This is a genomic window from Bradyrhizobium sp. NBAIM03, assembly GCF_020194055.1.
Classification (GTDB): domain Bacteria; phylum Pseudomonadota; class Alphaproteobacteria; order Rhizobiales; family Xanthobacteraceae; genus Bradyrhizobium; species Bradyrhizobium yuanmingense.
On record NZ_JADYVS010000003.1, the window covers coordinates 181,794 to 199,329 of the forward strand.

Annotated in this window: 18 protein-coding genes; 8 read left to right on the top strand and 10 right to left on the bottom strand. The window is 60.5% G+C overall.

Annotated features, from left to right (window positions below; all coding sequences use genetic code 11):
• Window positions 1-325 precede the first annotated feature (325 nt).
• On the top strand, window positions 326-556 hold the full coding sequence (locus tag I6F21_RS05770) for a hypothetical protein (protein ID WP_225145323.1): 231 nt from the start codon (window positions 326-328) through the stop codon (window positions 554-556).
• A 75-nt stretch (window positions 557-631) separates the two neighbouring features.
• Here I6F21_RS05770 and I6F21_RS05775 read toward each other — a convergent pair whose 3' ends face one another.
• The 3 genes from I6F21_RS05775 to I6F21_RS38975 all read right to left on the bottom strand — a co-directional run bounded on the left by I6F21_RS05775 (window position 632) and on the right by I6F21_RS38975 (window position 3,275).
• Window positions 632-886, bottom strand: a complete 255-nt coding sequence (locus I6F21_RS05775; RefSeq protein ID WP_225182881.1) for a hypothetical protein — start codon at window positions 884-886, stop codon at window positions 632-634.
• 659 nt (window positions 887-1,545) lie between these two features.
• Window positions 1,546-1,848: a hypothetical protein gene (locus I6F21_RS05780; RefSeq protein ID WP_225145324.1), complete on the bottom strand. Its 303-nt coding sequence runs from the start codon at window positions 1,846-1,848 to the stop codon at window positions 1,546-1,548.
• Between the two features lie 578 nt (window positions 1,849-2,426).
• Entirely contained in the window at window positions 2,427-3,275 is an 849-nt protein-coding gene (locus tag I6F21_RS38975) for a trypsin-like peptidase domain-containing protein (protein ID WP_346656812.1), read from the bottom strand.
• Between the two features lie 171 nt (window positions 3,276-3,446).
• Between I6F21_RS38975 and I6F21_RS05790 the strand changes: the two genes are divergently transcribed.
• The 3 genes from I6F21_RS05790 (at window position 3,447) to I6F21_RS05800 (ending at window position 8,388) form a co-directional block, all read left to right on the top strand.
• Window positions 3,447-4,427, top strand: coding sequence for an ABC transporter substrate-binding protein (locus I6F21_RS05790; protein WP_225182883.1), 981 nt, complete (start codon window positions 3,447-3,449; stop codon window positions 4,425-4,427).
• A 236-nt stretch (window positions 4,428-4,663) separates the two neighbouring features.
• Window positions 4,664-6,004, top strand: coding sequence for an adenylate/guanylate cyclase domain-containing protein (locus I6F21_RS05795; RefSeq protein ID WP_036046399.1), 1,341 nt, complete (start codon window positions 4,664-4,666; stop codon window positions 6,002-6,004).
• 446 nt (window positions 6,005-6,450) lie between these two features.
• Window positions 6,451-8,388 carry an adenylate/guanylate cyclase domain-containing protein gene (locus tag I6F21_RS05800; protein WP_225111976.1) on the top strand — a complete coding sequence of 646 codons (1,938 nt, stop codon included), beginning with the start codon at window positions 6,451-6,453 and terminating at the stop codon, window positions 8,386-8,388.
• A 5-nt stretch (window positions 8,389-8,393) separates the two neighbouring features.
• Here I6F21_RS05800 and I6F21_RS05805 read toward each other — a convergent pair whose 3' ends face one another.
• Window positions 8,394-9,227 carry a metal-dependent hydrolase gene (locus tag I6F21_RS05805; protein WP_225182884.1) on the bottom strand — a complete coding sequence of 278 codons (834 nt, stop codon included), beginning with the start codon at window positions 9,225-9,227 and terminating at the stop codon, window positions 8,394-8,396.
• Window positions 9,228-9,413: 186 nt separating this feature from the next.
• Here I6F21_RS05805 and I6F21_RS05810 point away from each other — a divergent pair, with 186 nt between their 5' ends.
• Window positions 9,414-9,602: a hypothetical protein gene (locus I6F21_RS05810; RefSeq protein WP_225130304.1), complete on the top strand. Its 189-nt coding sequence runs from the start codon at window positions 9,414-9,416 to the stop codon at window positions 9,600-9,602.
• A 605-nt stretch (window positions 9,603-10,207) separates the two neighbouring features.
• Here I6F21_RS05810 and I6F21_RS05815 read toward each other — a convergent pair.
• From I6F21_RS05815 to I6F21_RS05820, 3 genes are all read right to left on the bottom strand, one after another.
• Complete coding sequence (locus I6F21_RS05815) at window positions 10,208-10,423, bottom strand: hypothetical protein (RefSeq protein WP_036028847.1); 216 nt, start codon at window positions 10,421-10,423, stop codon at window positions 10,208-10,210.
• Between the two features lie 767 nt (window positions 10,424-11,190).
• Window positions 11,191-11,325, bottom strand: coding sequence for a hypothetical protein (locus tag I6F21_RS38775; protein ID WP_260343353.1), 135 nt, complete (start codon window positions 11,323-11,325; stop codon window positions 11,191-11,193).
• Window positions 11,326-11,653: 328 nt separating this feature from the next.
• Window positions 11,654-11,914: a hypothetical protein gene (locus I6F21_RS05820; RefSeq protein WP_036007657.1), complete on the bottom strand. Its 261-nt coding sequence runs from the start codon at window positions 11,912-11,914 to the stop codon at window positions 11,654-11,656.
• Window positions 11,915-12,176: 262 nt separating this feature from the next.
• Here I6F21_RS05820 and rocF point away from each other — a divergent pair, with 262 nt between their 5' ends.
• The gene (gene rocF / locus I6F21_RS05825) at window positions 12,177-13,154 is read left to right on the top strand and encodes an arginase (protein WP_225182885.1); all 978 of its coding nucleotides are present in this window, start codon (window positions 12,177-12,179) and stop codon (window positions 13,152-13,154) included.
• A 72-nt stretch (window positions 13,155-13,226) separates the two neighbouring features.
• Here the strand turns inward: rocF and I6F21_RS05830 are convergent, their stop codons facing one another.
• Window positions 13,227-13,643 carry a hypothetical protein gene (locus tag I6F21_RS05830; protein ID WP_063888446.1) on the bottom strand — a complete coding sequence of 139 codons (417 nt, stop codon included), beginning with the start codon at window positions 13,641-13,643 and terminating at the stop codon, window positions 13,227-13,229.
• 333 nt (window positions 13,644-13,976) lie between these two features.
• On the opposite strand from I6F21_RS05830, the gene I6F21_RS05835 reads away from it, so the two are divergent.
• Together I6F21_RS05835 and I6F21_RS05840 are read left to right on the top strand one after the other, a co-directional pair.
• Window positions 13,977-14,186, top strand: coding sequence for a hypothetical protein (locus I6F21_RS05835; protein WP_036007651.1), 210 nt, complete (start codon window positions 13,977-13,979; stop codon window positions 14,184-14,186).
• Window positions 14,187-14,475: 289 nt separating this feature from the next.
• Window positions 14,476-14,754, top strand: coding sequence for a hypothetical protein (locus tag I6F21_RS05840; RefSeq protein ID WP_225182886.1), 279 nt, complete (start codon window positions 14,476-14,478; stop codon window positions 14,752-14,754).
• A gap of 94 nt (window positions 14,755-14,848) precedes the next feature.
• Here I6F21_RS05840 and I6F21_RS05845 read toward each other — a convergent pair whose 3' ends face one another.
• Window positions 14,849-16,063 carry a mandelate racemase/muconate lactonizing enzyme family protein gene (locus I6F21_RS05845; protein WP_225182887.1) on the bottom strand — a complete coding sequence of 405 codons (1,215 nt, stop codon included), beginning with the start codon at window positions 16,061-16,063 and terminating at the stop codon, window positions 14,849-14,851.
• Window positions 16,064-16,201: 138 nt separating this feature from the next.
• Entirely contained in the window at window positions 16,202-17,488 is a 1,287-nt protein-coding gene (locus I6F21_RS05850) for a divalent metal cation transporter (protein ID WP_036007761.1), read from the bottom strand.
• Window positions 17,489-17,536: the final 48 nt, after the last annotated feature.

The window sequence follows — 17,536 nt, forward strand, 5'->3', positions numbered from 1 at the left end:
GCGGCTGGTCGTGGGAGGTCCGCCGCACCGTCGGCGAACGCTTCAGCTCGCGCTGCGGCTCAACGGATGCTCTTCCAGATGAATCCAAATGGCGGCTTACCCAGCTTGGGCGCGCACTCTGCAACGCCCTCACCGGGGCGAAGGTCGCCCTTTCGTCGGAACGTTTGGTATGGGCCGAGTACGGATCGCCCCTTGGCTCTGCGGTGCTTGGGTTCTCAAGAGGCGCCTCCCCGCAAGCGCAACCATGGCCGAAATGAAGTCGGCAATGAAGCGAGACGGCACCCTCAAGTGACGATGTCCCCCACAGCCGGCAGGTGTTTTCCTCGTGGGTACGTTCTATACCGACGAACAGATCCAGGAAGCGATTGCGCTGTTAGAGGACCACAATCCCGGCATTTTGGGAGAGAATGAAGAAGATGACCCCCGACGATCCCCGGTGAGCGAAAGAATTAGAATGGGGAGCCATCGTGCGCGTGCTTACCATCGTTCTGCCGAAGGTGCCGTTCATTGCGCAAGATCAGGAGCCATTCAAGGCAAGGGCACGCTTGAGTATTGACTCGGGCAACGCTGTGCGCGCTGAGATCGCATCGGCGAAGGACTGCCCCTACATCAACGCGACGTCCTCCTTGGGTCACTCGCGGGCATTCTGGCAATCGACGGCTGACGTCCGACAAGCGCCCTCATCTTCCGCGAAGTCGATCGATACGGCCGCGTCGGCGCCGGCGCGCTGTCCGACAGATCCGTCGCCCGGATCGTGAAACGGGCGATCAACGCGGCCGGCCTGGATGAAGCGGCCTTCTCCGGCCATTCGATGCGCGCCGGCTTCGTCACCGAGGCGCTCGATCGCCGTGCCGATCCGCTCATGGTCAAGAAGCAGAGCCGCCACGTGCAGCTCGACACGCTCGCGATATACGACCGCCGCGACAACGCAGCGATTTTCTCTAGAAGAGGGCTTGGGCAATGCCGACCGAAATTCTTGCGATTGGGACTGGCGCAGCCAATTCGGCCGACCAGGTCGTCACCGCCAGCACGCCCATTACCTACTGCCTGAAGGATACGTTAGGGCCTGACCTCGGACCGAACGTCCAGGTCGATATCCTTTGAGGGACGACGCTGGGCAATACTTCCAGGTCGACAGTCTCGGCGCGCGCAATAAGGCGGTGATGATCGTCGCGGCCGGCACCTACCGTTTCAGCCGTATCGCCACGAGCGATTCCTGACGCTTGGCGTTACCGGCACGAGTCCAAATGCGTCCATCAACGCGGCAATTGAGGCATGGAAAGATAGTCCTGCCGCAAGGCTTACAATCACTACTTACTACAAGCAGTTTATGGGGCTTGACCCGACCATGCCGAACTACGGGGCACAGGTGCATTCGTTCTCGCCCGCCCATCTCGTGTTGCAGGGTTCGACGCTGTGGGGCTTGCAGAAGGGTAAAGTCCCTGTCGGGACGCCGTACATGCTTTACAACGGATTCAGGGACTACAGCGCAAGCTGATCGTTCGCTCCCTCAGGCACCGGGTTCGCTCCTCTCAGGGCCGCCGTTCACTCCTCTCCGGCTTCCCGGCGTCCCCCTTTGAGTGAGTCTAGTTTTGAATTTCGGAACTGACTTGCTCCATAGCAGATCGACAGTCCGACAATCCATCCGACCGCGATGCCTATGCCAGTCGTGCGGCCGAACAGCTTTTCCTCGATCCAGTCGAACAGGAAGATTGAGGCGAGCATCAACATTAGCGTCGGTAGGACTTCCCTCGTCGTCACTTCTGGCTTTGAGAGCACTTCTTGCTGGCGCGCGATATAATTTAGTGCGCTCTTGAGGGTAAGCACGATGCGCTTTTTTGGGTTCACAGCAGCAGTCTCCTCAGGGAAGATCATAGCCTGCGATGGCTTGGTCGTTTCGCCCGCACGGGGAGCAACTGAAATGTGCCCTGAAGCAGGGACTCTGGATAACCGCCGTACATGGGCTTCTGCCTGACAGCGAGCTGTCTAGCGATGCGGATGTCTCTGCAAGATTGGAATGCTTCAGCGTAGATCGTCGGATCGGTTGGATCCCACATGAAGACGGCGTTGGCGGGCGATTTCCTGCTGCACACTCGATAGGCTACCGGTCCGATTGACGAGAGAATCCTTCCGTGGATGCTGAAATCGTAAGCTGGAGAAGGTGGCGGCGGTGACGCCCTCAGATCTGCCGCGTGAGCTTGGTTGAGCAATGCCGCGATCGAAAGTGCTGACAGTAGGATAAAAGGCTGCGTCATAAAAAAGTATCTCGTTGAGATTGAATGTAAGTTTTCGTTCTAGCATCTGAAGCTGTCAAGAGGGGTCTGAGTTCGTTTTGAGCTGTCCACTTCCTCAGGGTGAGCCAACGCGTACAAGGTCTTCTGGAGTCCACTAAGGGCGGTTATCGGACTCTTGGGATAGTTGCACTGTTAGCCAGTTAGCTGGCTGATGAGGTCAAACACTCTGTCCATCGGCTCGACAATGGAATACCCCGAGTTTTCGTACCTTGTGCCCACTTGACGTTGAAATTCCATGCTGAAAAGGTTTTCCCGAAAGGGGACCATGCGGGACGCGACACCAATTGCCACCTCGCCCTGGGCTCGCTTCTCGAGCACAAAACCGCCGCTGTTACCAAAATAGACCGGGCAGTCGATGACAACGTGGGCGTCGTTGACAATGCCTGCAACGATGCCCGTTCTCAGCAACGGAGTACTCTTCTCGAAGAAATCGAGGTCGGCTAAAGATGTCGGATAGCCGAGGAGAAAAATATCATCGCCGAGCTGCACGTCCTTGAGCAGTTTCGTGTCTTCCCTAAATAGTCCCGCAACATTCCAGTTTTCGATCGCTGGGCAAGTTCCAGCTAAGCCCGGCATTTCGAGAATGTCGTACTTTCCGCTGTGCGGCTTGCCTTCTGCTATCTTTTCAGGGGTCGCAATCCGCGCGACGGCAACGTCCGCATTCGAGTGCTTTAGCAAATTTCCGTCTGCGAAAAGGGTTGTGCAGTCAATCTGGAAGTAAACCCGATCCTTTAGCGCGAAGTCGAGAGCAGTGAGTCGCAGCTCTGCGGTGTGCGTTTCCAGGCTGTTTTTAAAAAGGACGTGTTTGGCGCTGACCAGAAACAGGTTCGCTTCGTCGGAATAGAAGAAGCCGCTACCATGCCGGCGACATCGATCAAAACGGGAAAAGTAAGAAATCGCTTCGGTAGGGGCGCCATCGATCGTGATCTTCCTGCTGATGATCTGAACGGAAAGTCGCTGGAGTCCGCTAAGGGCTCTTATCGGACTCCAGAAATCTAGAGATCAACGCCCAATCGGTCCTTCACAACGTGGCTTCCCGTAGGCTTTTGCGACGTCGACGATAAAGTCCAGGGACCGCGGCGAAGCCGGTTTCATCCCTACCAAAACGCTGGCCTCAGTCATATGATGCCGTCGTCTGCGGTTGAGGTAGGTATGAAGCGCCGGGATTTGCTTGGTGCTCTTGCTGGTCTGGTGGCCGTGCGGCCGGTAACGGGCCGCGCGCAGCAATCCCCTCGATTGCCAACCATCGGGTTCTTGGGTCAGAGCACCCCTTCGATCGAGCGCCAACGGCTTGCTGCATTCTTGAAGCGACTGAGTGAACTCGGATGGATCGAGGGGCGAACAGTCGCGATTGAGTATGCGTGGGGCGAAGGAAACAGTGAACGCTTCGCCAAATTTGCGACGGATTTCGTTCGGCTTAGAGTCGATGTCATTGTAACCTCGGGGACCGCAAACGTTATCGCGGCGATGCAGGCAACATCGGTTATTCCGATCGTGTTCGCGGTGGCGGGAGACCCAGTTGCAAACAAACTGGTTGCGAGTTTGGCGAAACCTGGCGGCAACGTCACGGGCCTCTCGACGGTAGCAACCGATCTTGCCGGCAAGCGCCTAGAACTTTTGCGCGAGGCCATTCCAAGTCTTCGGCGTTTGGCAGCTATTGGGAACATTGGCAATTCCTTGTCCGCACTGGAGCTTAGTGAAGTGCAAGCGGCGGCGGCGAGGCTTGGTCTTGAGACCGACATCCTCAGAATTCGTCAAGCAGAGGACATCCCGTCTGCCTTCGAGGCGCTAAAAGGTGGTGCAGGGGCATTGTATATAGTTGCCGATCCGCTTGTGAATACCCACCGCGATCGGATCCAGACTTTAGCAATGGGAGCGCGACTGCCAACAATCTACAACGCCAGAGAGCACGTCGAAGCGGGTGGCCTCATGTCTTATGGGCCGAATTTTACGGATTTGTATCGCCGCGCTGCCGAATACGTCGACAGGATTTTGCGTGGAGCAAAACCCGCTAATCTTCCGGTGGAGCAGCCGGCCAAGTTCGACTTCGTCGTAAACTTGAGGACCGCCAAGGCCCTCGGCCTAGCTTTGCTGCCGTCGATGCTTGCCCGCGCAGATGAAGTGATCGAATAGAGCTGTTGTTTGCTGCGGTGCATGAGTCCGTTCATGGCCCATCGTGTCACATTGGTGAGCAAGATCGGCCGGACCGGTCGCGTTTGACCCGAAACGCACATCGCGGCCGCACCTGGTTCCCCAGTCGCCCGGTACTTACGGGTGGGCGGCAGCCAAATTCTCCACCGAATTTCGCTAGCCTGACGCGGAATGGGGTGCGACACTCGCGCCCGCGGTTTGTCACGCAGTAGGCCACCATGGCTGACATCCCGGCCACTCACTATGTCAAAAGTGACGACGTCCATATTGCCTATCAGGTGATGGGCGACGGTCCGCGCGACCTGCTGTTCGTCCCAGGTTTTGTCTCCAATGTCGAAGCGCTCTGGCAATCGCCGGCACGCGCTTCCTTTTTCCGCAAGCTTGCAACGTTTGCGCGGGTCATCACGTTCGACAAGCGCGGCACCGGAATGTCCGATCGCGGTTCCCAGATCTTCACGCTTGAACAGCGGATGCACGACGTGCAGGCGGTGCTGGACCAGGTTGGTTCTCAGCGGGCCACCTTGTTTGGCGTGTCCGAGGGCGGTCCGATGTCGCTGCTCTATGCAGCTACGTATCCCGAACGCACGTCAGCTCTGGTGCTTTGTGGCACTTATGCGCGACGCTCGTGGGCCCCTGACTACGCATTCGCATGGACCGATGCGCAGTGGAGCGCTTTCCTCGATGACATTGAGCACCATTGGGGTTCGGCAGATGCGATGAGTTTGCTGATGTGGGCGCCTAGCCTCGCTGGCAATAAGCAGGCACTTGAGCAAACCGCCGCCTACTTCAGGGCCTCGGCAAGCCCAGGCGCGGCATCGGCGATCATGCGCATGAACCGGGAGATCGATGTCAGGGACATCCTACCCGTGACGCGTGTGCCGACCTTGATTTTGCATCGCACCGATGAGCGCGTCATTGACGTGAAGCATGCGCGCTACATGGCGCAGCAGATTCCTTGCGCCAAACTGATTGAGCTCAGCGGTCAGGACCATATGGTCTGGGTTGGCGATCAGGATGCAATTATCAATGAGGTCGAAGAGTTCGTCACCGGGCATCGGCAAGCAGCGGAGCCGGACAGGGTGCTTGCAACTGTGCTGTTTGTCGACATTGCGGGATCGACGGAGCGCGCGGCCGCTCTCGGCGACGGCGCCTGGCGCGTGCTGCTGGATGCGTTCTATGCCAAAGCTCGGGGCGTGCTCGGCCAGTATCGCGGCCGCGAAGTCAATACCGCCGGCGACGGTTTCCTTGCCACGTTCGATGGCCCTGCGCGCGCTGTGCGTTGCGCAAGCGCAATCGGCGACGCGGTGCGCCCACTCGATCTGAAGGTCCGTTGCGGTTTGCATACCGGCGAGTGCGAATTCGTCGCTCACGATATTGTTGGCATTGCCGTGCATATTGGTGCACGTGTGGCGGCGCTAGCTGCCCCGGGTGAAGTTCTGGTCTCACAGACGGTTCGCGATCTCGTGGCAGGCTCTGGATTGACGTTTGAGGAGCGCGGCCGCCACATTCTCAAAGGCGTGCCCGACAAATGGCGTCTGTTCCGTGCGGTAACGACCTAGCACGTCTTCACCCGCCATGCGGTCAACGGACCGATGACCGCTTTTGGCCCACCGCTGACTTCGCCTCTTAGGCTCGCAGCGTCCGCTTCCGAGGGCTGATGGGAAACCGTCGCCGGAGCCGCCGAGGGCAGCCTTTGCCCCAAAGCCGACCTGCCGCAATGGAATGAATGCAGACGACAAGGAGCTGCCCGAGCCAACACGGCCTTACTCGAACGTACCCGGCTAGGCTTTCCTGCCTGACGACGGATCACCGGTCGGACGTCAGCGACTGGGGTCCGGACGGAGTACATCAGTCCTGATTCAAGCCGGTCCAAGTGTCAGCGGTGGCGTCGACTCGCCGGACAGCCGACCCTCGCGTACCAAAGCCTCGCTTCGTACCCCGCTGTGCCTTGAAACCTTGCATCTCAAGCTGCAGAATTGCCAGGCACCCCAAAGGCTGACGATGGATGCCGCTGCGGCAGGAACAACGGGTTGAGCGGCACCTTGCCGCGATTTTTGCGGCGGACGTCGCGGGCTACTCGCGATTGGTAGGCCTGGACGAACTTGGCACCTTGAAAGGCCTCGCCAGCGCGCGTGAGGTCATGGACACTCTCATTGAGGAGCATGGGGGCCGGATTGCCAACACTGCGGGTGACAGCGTCCTGGCGGAGTTCCCGAGCGCGGTCGATGCCGTTCAATGCGGCGTTGCGGTCCAGGGTCGACTGCTAGAAATGGGACGAGAGATCGCTCGAGACCGGCGTGTCCAGTTCCGGATCGGTATTCACGTGGGGGATGTCGTAGCGCGCGGGCGAGATCTGCTTGGAGATGGGGTCAATGTCGGCGCGCGGCTCCAAGAAGTCGCCGAGCCAGGGGGCGTGTGCATCTCGGGCGCCGTCTACGAGCAGGTCCACAAGGCGCTCCCATTCTCTTTCAAGAATCTGGGTCTTAAAAAACTCAAGAACATCGACCGAGCGGTCCAGGCCTACGCTGTTTCGAGCGAGAGCCTGGGCTCGGCGCGGACGGGCTTCGCCGACCCGACCGCGCACGATGGCGCGTCGCAGCGGGCGCGAAGCATTGCCCTTGCTGCGATCGCCGTCGCTTCCCTGGTGCTTGCGAGCGCGGGCGGAGCCGTGTGGTGGATGGGGGCCCAGCAGCGAGGCGGGGTGCAGAACGCGGGCGACAGCACCCCGGTGCGGTCCGACAAACCCTCAGTTGCCGTGCTGCCGTTCTCCAATCTCAGCGACGACAAAGCCCAAGAATACTTCTCGGATGGGATTACCGATGATGTGATCAACGAGCTTTCCAAAGTGGCCGGGCTCTTCGTCGTCGCCCGCAACTCCACCTTTACCTTCAAGAACACTGCCGTGGACGTGCGAAAGGCCGCTGCGGATCTCGGGGTCCGCTACGTGGTGGAAGGCAGCGTGCGCCGAGCCGCGGACCGGATTCGCATCAACGTTCGACTGGTCGATGCGGCGAGCGGCGGGCAGCTCTGGGCAGATCGCTACGAGGGCGCGATGGGAGATGTTTTCGGGCTGCAAGACGAAATCGCCGGCAAGATCACGCGAACATTGGCGGTTCAGTTGACATCCAAGGAGCAGGGGCAAATCGCCACCAAGCGCACCGAAAACCCGGTGGCCTACGACGAATTCCTGAAGGGTTGGAACAGGTACCTTCAGCAGAATCCGAAGGCCGCGCGCGAGGCGATCGGCCACTTCGAGCGAGCGATCGAAATCGAGCCGAATTACTCTCGTGCTTTTGCTGCGCTCGCGGCCACATACTGGCAGATTGCAAGGAGACAATGGCAGGAAGAGAGGTTCGGGCTAAGATCGGTGCACGATGCGCGCTTGAAGGCTGAAGAGTACATCACAAAAGCACAACAGTCTCCGATTTCCCTCAATCATCAGGTCGCTTCGGCCATTCTGTCTCAGCAAGGAATGCACGAGAAGGCGATCAAAGAGGGAGAGCGAGCAATCAGCATGGATCCCAACGACGCGAACGCCTACGTCGCGCTCGCTGGAGCGTTGAGCTTAGCCGGTCAGCCGGCCAAGGCTCTTGAGCTCGTCCTCCATGGCATGCGGCTCAATCCATTCTCCCCACCTTCTTACTTTTATGAACTCGGATTGGCCCAATTCGGGTTGGAGCAATTTCAAAGTGCAGCGGCAAGCTTGGAGCGGGCTATCGCTCTGAATTCAGACGACCGATGGGCTTATCGTGTACTTCTCGCCGCCTACGGCCATTTGGGCCGGAAAGCGGACGCTGAACGGATCTTTTCGTTGGCCGAGAAGAATCGACAGGGACTAGACCCACTCTCTATTCGAGGAACTGCTTTCTGGTATCCCTTCAAGGATTCAGCGGATTGGGAACGCATGGCGACGGGCCTTAGACTCGCCAACGTGCCCGATTAGCGGCCTCAAAATCTCATTACCTGACCTGGGGCGACGTCCAAGACCTGGACACTAGTAGATCCTAAAGCTTTCTTGAATTCGGCCGGGGTTCGGTTCAGCACCGGAAAGGTGCCGTAGTGTATTGGTATCACCGCTTTCGGCTTGATCAGCTCCCGAACCGCGTAAGCGGCTTCGTCAGGCCCCATGGTGAAAAAGCCCCCGATGCACACCAGCGCGAGGTCCGGGTTGTGGAGCTCCCGAATGAGCGCCATGTCGCCAAAGGCGCTGGTGTCGCCCGTGTGGTAGACCTTGAAGCCGTTCTCCATCTCAATCACGTAGCCAACGGAAACTCCGGCCCCTCCGCCTTGCCGGATGGATGCTGACTGGTCAGGGTTCCTTATGCCGAGAATATTGTAGTCGAGCGACGAGCTGTGATCGGCCGGCACCATATGGATCTTGACGCCCCGGCCGAGCGGCTCGGCCATGCCGCCCCTATTCATGGCAATGACGTTGTTCTCTTCAAGGAGACCCAGCGCGACAAGATTTCGTCCGAACTCGTAATTGGCAAGAACCTTGGCGCCCGTCAGACGTGCCAGATCGAGGAGATCGGAAATATGATCCTGGTGGCCGTGCGTCACTAGGATCAGGTCCACTTTTCCAATCGCCTTCAAGTCCCGGTACTCAGGCGGCGTCTTCGGGTTTCTGGTGAGGAAGGGATCAATCACTATCACTTTGCCGGCGACACTAGTGATGCGGGTCGTTGCGTGCCCAAGCCAAAGCACTTCCACCGGTTGGGCTGCGGGATAGCCCGGGACGATCACGAGAAAGAGGCTCACAAAGAGAGCCCACTTGGCTTTCATTGGAAACTCCGAACAACCGCTTCTGCTTTCGTGATTACTCTATCACGGTATTCGACGGAGTCGCACGCGATCCGACTGAGAGCCCCGCGGAACTTGGAACCATGTTCAGACGATCTAATTGGAACGTTGTCCATCTCAGCTGAGGACCAGCAGCTGGTAAGCATCTTGATGAGGAGGGAGCCAAAAATGGACGACGAACGAAAATCATCAAAAGCGGGGAAACGGGCCGCTGAAGGCTTGCGCGAAGCAGCTTCCAAGGAGGAAGAAAAAACCGAGAGCAAGATGGGGCAGGATCTAGCTAAGGGCGCTGATCGTTTCGAAGAGCGCTCGAAAAGCTCTGATGGAAGAAGCGCAGGCGAGAAACAAAAAGACTGAATCCACCAGCAGACCCGTCCCGGCTTTCTGACAGAACGCCCCCTCAAACGACTGCGCGGCGTTTACGCATGAGGCGATGATCTGCCTGCGCTGGCTATTCGTGCCAAGGAAAGGGGCGGCTCGCGCGTGAAGCGCGCTTATGACCCCACGGCAGACGTTAGGCTGTTCGCGTTGGCAAGTTGCTCAAGCGGCCGTGCTGCTGCCTAAAGCACGGCGACATCGCGAACGCAATCGGCGGACGCTTGCGCGAGCCGCGCTCAGCATCCGACCCTTCAAGGTGAAGTCTACCGTTGGCAGGTGCCACCGCGGCAATGCGACGAATAGTGCCTTCGGTACTCGGCTCCGGGACCGAACCGCAGCGCGAGCCAGTCCTGACGGAGGATGGTCTCACTAGGGGGCGGTCGCAGACAACAGCGTTGAGGGACATTAGTTCGCGTCAGCTTTGGCTCCGAAGCGATTTTCACGATGCACCAAAGCGCGATGCGATTAGGATGAATCGTCATCGCGCTTTAGGTTATTGTTTGAGTATGATCTTATCGGAAAACCGCTACGCACTTTTCCGGATCATGCTCTAACGCACAGAGGCGTCGAATGCCGTCACCCGTTCAAGGCTGTAACAGCGAAAGGAGGCGTTGTCGGTCCTGATCAAGAACACGCTGGGCTCGGCGCAATGTGTCCAACTCTATTTCAGCGGTAGCGGTATCCTTTCCTTCCCGCTTCAACTGAAGGATCGCTCTCTCTTGCTCTGCAAGGCGTCGTTCTCCTTCAACTACATCGCGCTCGACCTGCCTCAACGCATCATAGACGAAGGTCTTGTCCATCAGTGTGCTCAGCTGGCGCCGCCAATCTCTTCTTTTTCGATCAACCTCAGCTCCGTCTCAACGTTCCCGCTCGCCACCGCTTTTCGCCGAAGCCAATCTCATGCGCCGGGCAGATTAAAGCTGCTTGTGCCCGCAGAGCACTGCGCTGGCGCCGGGCTGGTTCCTTGTCTGGCGATTCTTCAGAGCCGCCTCATCGATCCAGGTACCGCTTGGTCCCTCGGTGCCATTGCGAGAGAGAGCAGCCGCACGCGCTCGTTGTCACGCATGCCAGCATTCGGTCATCGTCTTGGATCCAGTCAGGCCCCGAGGAGGCTTGCTTGCCGGCTGTCGCCAGCCACAGCTTGTGTCCCTCGCATGCTCGGGCAGATAGATAGCTCGCCGTAAAGAAACTAATTCCCCAGCGGACTGCATCGTTCAAGTCCTGGCGCAATTAAATATTAATATAATACGCCATTTTAAATGAATTAAATGCTGGACGAGATTTAAATTTGGATTAGAATGAGGGCCGCTTGGCGCCGGATGAACGCGTCAAGGACCTCCTAGAAGCGGCCCCATCATCCCGCCCTGTCGCCCCGTTCCAAGGATGTAAGGGCCGCTTCTAGGGCAAATTGTGAGGCAAATCATGCACCTGTCATTAGGTGATTTGTTTCTCATCTCCGCGGCAACGGCTACGCTCCTCATGATTGAGATCGGAGTCTTGATGATCGTGGGTCTGATCTGAGCCAGTGAAGAAGAGCGTAGGGACTGTTCTGAGGACCACCTACATATCACGTCTCGTTGTAAGCGTGTTCGGCCTCGATCGCGCGGAGCAGGGCGGCAAGGCTGGGATATTCCGCGCCATTGCGGACGTAGCAATTGACGTGCTCGGCATAGCGGGCCGATCCGTCGGGCTTGCCCTGCAAGTGAACAGCAGCACGGCACTGTTGGCGGAGCTCCGGCTCGTTGCTTTCCGGAAAGCATCCGGAACGGAGACGTTCCTATTATAAAGCGAGGAGATTTTCGCCGGGGGCGAGCAGCTTCACGCAAGTGCCGCTTTCGTGAAGCATCAGGTAGATTAGCCGTTCTCGACCGTATAAGGCGATGCTGGCGCCACACTCTGTGGCGCTGACCTTTCGTTGGTAAAAGTAGCACTCCGCTTGGCTCTGACGTAGATCGGCTCCGGGGCCGGACCGCAGCGCCGAGCCAGGCCTGACGCAGGACGGTCTCACCGAGGGGGCGGTCGCAGAACAGCTACCGCCGGCGCGCCACCGCGACGCCAAACAGGAAGGCGACGAACAGGCTGGCAAGCGGTGCTTCGCGCGTGATCGCGGAAACCGTCGCGAGTGCCCCGCCGGGCTTGCGCGATTCCTCGACTGCGGAGGTGAGGCGATCGACCGCTGCGTGCAGGCCTCCGGCGACTTCACCAATGGTGCGGGAGACGTCCGCGGCCGTATCGATGGCACGCTCGGCCATGCCGGGCTGGGACGAGGATTGCGGTATCTCCGTGCTCAAGGACGCGACCTCCTGGCGTGATGATCGAAGCCGGCACCTTTGGCTATCCGCGCGAGCGCTCGTTTTGAACAGCGGGTCTTGGTGACCTTTGGCTATCCGCGACAGGCGCCGTGATTGACGGCGGGTGCCGGCCTTGGATGGGCAATTCAGCGCAGGGAATTTTGTTCCGGATGATATGCCGGCGGCTTGCGCGCTCCCCGGGAAACGACGGGTGCGAATCTCTGTTAGGCTGGGTGAACCTTGCTGACGTCAGGAGGCAGCCGTGACCGACCGGACCATGACGGATCGACCCCGGCGCATCGCCTTGCTCGGCGCTCCCATCGACATGGGGGCTTCGCAGCGCGGCACCTTGATGGGGCCTGCGGCGCTGCGCACCGCCGGCCTTGCCACATTGCTGGAAAGCCTCGATTTCGAGGTCGTCGATTATGGCGATCTGTCCATAGCCGAAGTCCGGGACCTCGCCGACCGGCCGCCCGAAAAGGCCAATCACTACCGCGAAATCCAGCGCTGGACGCGCGTCCTCAGCCGCAAAGGCTATGAGATCGCGACATCAGGTGCGCTGCCGATCTTTCTCGGCGGCGATCACACGTTGTCGATGGGGTCGGTCAATGCGATGGCGCGGCATTGGCAGGAGCGCGGCCGAGAACTGTTCGTGCTGTGGCTCGACGCCCATGCCGACTACAACACGCCGGAAACGACGATCACCGCGAACATGCATGGCATGTCGGCCGCGTTCCTGTGCGGCGAGCCCGGGCTCGACGGCCTGCTCGGCGACGATCCACGCGCTTCGATCGGCCCGGACAAGCTCGATCTGTTCGGCGCGCGTTCGATCGACAAGCTCGAGAAGGAGCTGATGCGCACGCGCCGGATCAGGATCGTCGACATGCGCCAGATCGACGAGTTCGGTGTCGCTGTCCTGATCCGCCGCGTCATCGAACGGGTCAAGGCAAGCAATGGCGTGCTGCATGTCAGCTTCGACGTCGATTTCCTCGATCCTTCCGTGGCGCCGGGCGTCGGCACTACCGTGCCGGGTGGCGCCACCTATCGCGAGGCGCACCTGATCATGGAGCTGCTGCACGATTCCGGCGTCGTCGGATCGGTCGACATCGTCGAGCTCAATCCGTTCCTGGACGAACGCGGTCGGACCGCGCGCACGGCGGTCGAATTGATCGGCAGCCTGTTCGGTCAGCAGATCACCGACCGGCCGACGCCGAGCAATGCCATCGCACCAGGCGAGTGATGGCCGCTGGCCTGCAAGCGAAAGGCCGCGCCCATGTCGAGCGCGGCTCTCGTGGCGCCTGATCGGCTGCTCTCACCAATGGCGGTGGTGCCGATGCCAGTGGTGCCGAACGACCGGATAGGACCCACCGTAATAGGCGTAGGCGGGGCGCACGACGCGGCGATAGCGATAGCCGTAGGATACAGGCGCCGTGTAGTAGGTGGTGGTGTAGCCACCGCCCCATCGATAGGGTTCGTCGTATCCGTAGCCGTAGGCGTAGGGGCCGCCGTAGTAACCGGCACTGTAATAGCGGGGACCGCCATAGTAGCCATAGCCAGGTCCCCAGCCGTAGGCGGAGGAGGCAAGGCCACCGATGACGGCGCCTGCGACCAGGCCGCCGGCGATGCCAGGTCCCCAACCTCGCCAATGGGCTTCGGCGGGAGACGTTGCTGCGATCGAGCTCAGGCCCAGAGCGCCGGCCATCAGGGCTGACATTGCAATCTTCTTCATCAACATACCTCTCACATCACATTGCCCTAGGGAATAACGGGAAGAATAAGCAATGGTTGCTGCTGGCCGGTGGCGAGAGCGAATGGGTGCTCGGCGTCGGGACGGCGTCACCGAGAATTCGGGCCTGGACTGCGACGCCTGCAGTTCCCATCAGTTCGACCAAATGCCTCCAAGAGGTTCGGGACTGCCCCGAGTGGCGCGCGGCGCGCCGAGAAAGAATCCGATCAAATCGCCCCTGAATCATTAAATGGTCGAACACCGGGAAAAACCGGAAACTTTGGAGCGTGTCCTTAAGTTGGGACGCCACGAGGTTCGGATTTCCGGAGAGCAGGCATGGACGACGACATGGTCTTGAAGAACGCCGCGGACACCGCCTGGACGGTGTACCGGGCGCGGCACCCCGAGGTCGCCGCGCACGACACAAGGCGCTGTCTGCTGGAACGCCATCTGCAGAGGAGGTGGGAAGAGCACCCAAGCGATACCGAAGAGCTCGCCTCTTTCGGGATAGCCTACCTGCACCGCCTTCCCAGGGATGAATGTTGACGTGCATGAAGATGCTCGTTGTCCGCGTGGCCCGCACGAGCACGAGGCCGAGTTGGACCCTGCTTGCGATTTCATGTCTCATCTCGGCGACCATCGTGACGGTTTTGCGCGTCGTGTGCGAGGGATAGAGCTTGCGCCCGGAGTGCCGGGAACTCCACCCAGCAACCCCGTCGCCTCGCGCGAGGCCACGACCGGCGCGGCATCGCCCAAGGCTACGAGCTGCAACAGTAGGGGAACCGGAGGGGGCTCGACCGAATTAACCTGCGATAGGAAAATTTCGGACCCTTCGATGCCAAACGGTCGCTTCGCGTACTCCATGTCCAGAGCCCTGCGTCACCCCGGCGTGATGGCGTTGATCGTGGCGGGGGTGACGATTGCGGCCATGCTGATCGTCGACCACGGCCCGTGGAGCCGGGCCAAGACACAGCCGGCCCACGTCGCGATGTACGCGACCACGGGCGAAGCGGCACGGGCCGCTGGCGCCCTGGTGCTCCCGACCGATCCGAAATCGCCGATCGAGCCGCAGCGGCCGAAGACGTCTCCAACCGTCAATCCCGTGACGCCGTAAAGCGCGATGAATCGTCATCGCGCTTTAGGTTATCGTTTGAGCATGATCTTTTCGGAAAACCGCTAGACACTTTTCCGGATCATGCTTCAGCCTCTCAGCTCTTGCGGCCGTAGTTGAGGAGCCCGCCACTCGTCTTCGGCGGATGAGCCCGCAAGGCTTCCTCGTTCGGCTCGGTGCCCCAGCCGGGCCGGTTCGGGATGATGAGATGGCCGTTCTCGATCTCCGGCTCGTGCGTGAACAGCTCGCGATCCCAGGACAGACGATCGATGTCGATCTCCATGATGCGCAGGTTCGGCAGCGCGGCGCAGAAATGCGCGTTCATCATCGAGCAGAGATGGCCGTAGAAATTGTGCGGGGCGACGTTGACCTCGAAGGCTTCGGCCGCCGCGGCGATCTTCATCGACTGCCAGACGCCGTTCCAGGGCGTGTCGATGATCGCGACATCCATGGCCTGCGCGTGGAAGTAGGGCAGGAATTCACGCAAGGAGAGCAGCGTCTCGCAGGACGAGATCGGGTGCGGGCTCTGCTTGCGGATATAGCCGAGCGCTTCCGGATTGAAGCTGTCGATCTCGACCCAGAACATGTCGAGGTCGGCGATGGTGCGCAGGATCTTCAAGTAGCCTTCGGTCTTGGCGTTGAAGTTGCAGTCGAGCAGGATGTCGACGTCGGGGCCCGCGCCGTCGCGGATCGCTTCCAGATGCATGTGCAGGTCGCGCAGGATCTTGCGGTCGACGTTGATCTCGGGCGCGAAGGGCGAGCCGAATCCGGGACGCCAGCCGGTCGGCTTGCCCTCGTCATAGGAAAAGATGTTGGTCTTGAGCGCGGTGAACTTCTTCTCGCGCACCTCGCGCCCCATCGCCTTGACGCCGTCGAGAGTTTCGATCGCCGGCTTGTACCAGGACGGGTGGTTGATGCGCCACGTGGCGCAATGCGACCAGTAGACCCTGACGCGGTCGCGGATCTTGCCGCCGAGCAGCTCATAGCAGGGGATGCCGAGCGATTTCGCCTTGGCATCGAGCAGCGCATTCTCGATCGCCCCTAACGCCTGCGCCACCACGCCGCCGGCCGCAGGACGCGTCGCCGCGAACAATTCGGCAAAGATGCGCTCGTGCTGGAAGACGTTCTGCCCGATGACCCGCGCCGAGAGGCGCTGGATCGCGGCACCGACCCCGGGCGAGCCAAAGCCTTCGTCGAATTCGCTCCAGCCGACGATGCCGTCCTCGGTCGTCAGCTTGACGAAATGATAGTTTCTCCAGCCGGCATCGCAGGCGAGGATCTCGAGGCCCGTTGCTTTTGAAGATTTGGTCATGTCGCTCCCTGTCGCCCGGCCGGGCTTTTCTTGTCGCCCGATCTTGAGCCGGGCCCGGACCGCATTGTTAAGCCAAGCGCGGGGCGGCGGGAAGATGCAGAGATGCGGCGCGGCAGCGCGTCCGAAGCAGGCCTTGCGTCAGCCGATCACCGACGAGCCGAGCAAAGCGAGAACGGCGAGCGCCATGACTGCGGTGCCGAGCCAGCCCAGCGCGATCAGCCAGGAGCGGGCCCTGAAGCGGCCCATGATGGTGCGGTTCGAGACGATCAGCATCATCATCGCCATGATGGGGACGGCGACGATGCCGTTGAGCACCGCGCTCCACACCAGCATGTTGATCGAGTCGATGCCGGTGAAGCCGAGGCCGAAGCCGATCAGGGTTGCCGCGGCGATGATGGTGTAGAAGCCGGCCGCCTCGTCCGGCTTGGCCTCCAGCGTGGCGCGCCAGCCGAAGATCTCGGCAACGCCATAGGCCGCCGAGCCCGCCAGCACGGGAATGGCGAGCAGGCCCGTGCCGATGATGCCGGTCGCGAACAGGGCGAAGGTGAAATCGCCGGCCAGCGGCCGCAGCGCTTCGGCCGCTTCCGTCGCCGAGCCGATATTCGTGATGCCGTTGGCGTGCAGGACCGATGCGGTGGTCAGGATGATGAAGAAGGCGATGCCGTTCGAGAGCAGCATGCCGGAGATGGTGTCCGTCTTGATGCGGTCGAGCTCGTGATCGCCGCCGCGCTTGAGCTGGCGAAGCGGCTTGTCGCGCTCGCCCTGGTTCATCTCCTCGACCTCCTGCGAGGCCTGCCAGAAGAACAGATAGGGGCTGATGGTGGTGCCGAGCACGGCCACGACCATCAGGAGATAATCGGCGCTGACATTCGGCTTCGGCCAGACTGCGGCGAGCAGCGCTGTGCTCCAGGGAATCTGCACCGTGAAGGCGGTCGCGACATAGGCGAACAGCGCCAGCGTGAGGAATTTCAGCACCGGCGAATAGCGGCGATAGGGCACGAACACCTGCAGCAGGGTCGAGCCGGCCGCGAAGATCAGCGCGTGCTCGTGGTTGAGGCCGCCGATGACGAGCGAGAGCGCCTCGGCCATCGCGGCGATGTCGGCGGCGATGTTGAACGTGTTCGCGGCGACCAGCATTGACACCAGCGCCAGCACCGCCCAGCGCGGCGCGACGCGCATGACGTTGGCGGCGAGCCCCTTGCCGGTGACACGGCCGATCTGCGCGCTGACGAGCTGGATCGCAATCATGAACGGCGTGGTCAGAAACACGGTCCACAACAGACCGAAGCCGAATTGCGCGCCGGCCTGCGAATAGGTGGCGATGCCGGACGGGTCGTCGTCGGCAGCTCCGGTGATCAGGCCGGGCCCCAGCCGTTGCAACAGCGTCGGCGCGGATTTCGTCGGGGTGAGGGCGCTGTCGCTCATCAACGGGCTCGAACGGGTGCGGGACGTCGTCTTTAGCAAATGCGAATC

Coding starts and splice junctions, on each gene's coding strand:
- I6F21_RS05790 (WP_225182883.1), top strand. CDS start 3,447: ATGAAGCGCCGGGATTTGCTTGGTGCTCTTGCTGGTCTGGTGGCCGTG.
- I6F21_RS05795 (WP_036046399.1), top strand. CDS start 4,664: ATGGCTGACATCCCGGCCACTCACTATGTCAAAAGTGACGACGTCCAT.
- I6F21_RS05800 (WP_225111976.1), top strand. CDS start 6,451: ATGCCGCTGCGGCAGGAACAACGGGTTGAGCGGCACCTTGCCGCGATT.
- I6F21_RS05805 (WP_225182884.1), bottom strand. CDS start 9,227: ATGAAAGCCAAGTGGGCTCTCTTTGTGAGCCTCTTTCTCGTGATCGTC.
- I6F21_RS05810 (WP_225130304.1), top strand. CDS start 9,414: ATGGACGACGAACGAAAATCATCAAAAGCGGGGAAACGGGCCGCTGAA.
- I6F21_RS05815 (WP_036028847.1), bottom strand. CDS start 10,423: ATGGACAAGACCTTCGTCTATGATGCGTTGAGGCAGGTCGAGCGCGAT.
- I6F21_RS05830 (WP_063888446.1), bottom strand. CDS start 13,643: ATGAAGAAGATTGCAATGTCAGCCCTGATGGCCGGCGCTCTGGGCCTG.
- I6F21_RS05835 (WP_036007651.1), top strand. CDS start 13,977: ATGGACGACGACATGGTCTTGAAGAACGCCGCGGACACCGCCTGGACG.
- I6F21_RS05840 (WP_225182886.1), top strand. CDS start 14,476: ATGCCAAACGGTCGCTTCGCGTACTCCATGTCCAGAGCCCTGCGTCAC.
- I6F21_RS05845 (WP_225182887.1), bottom strand. CDS start 16,063: ATGACCAAATCTTCAAAAGCAACGGGCCTCGAGATCCTCGCCTGCGAT.
- I6F21_RS05850 (WP_036007761.1), bottom strand. CDS start 17,488: ATGAGCGACAGCGCCCTCACCCCGACGAAATCCGCGCCGACGCTGTTG.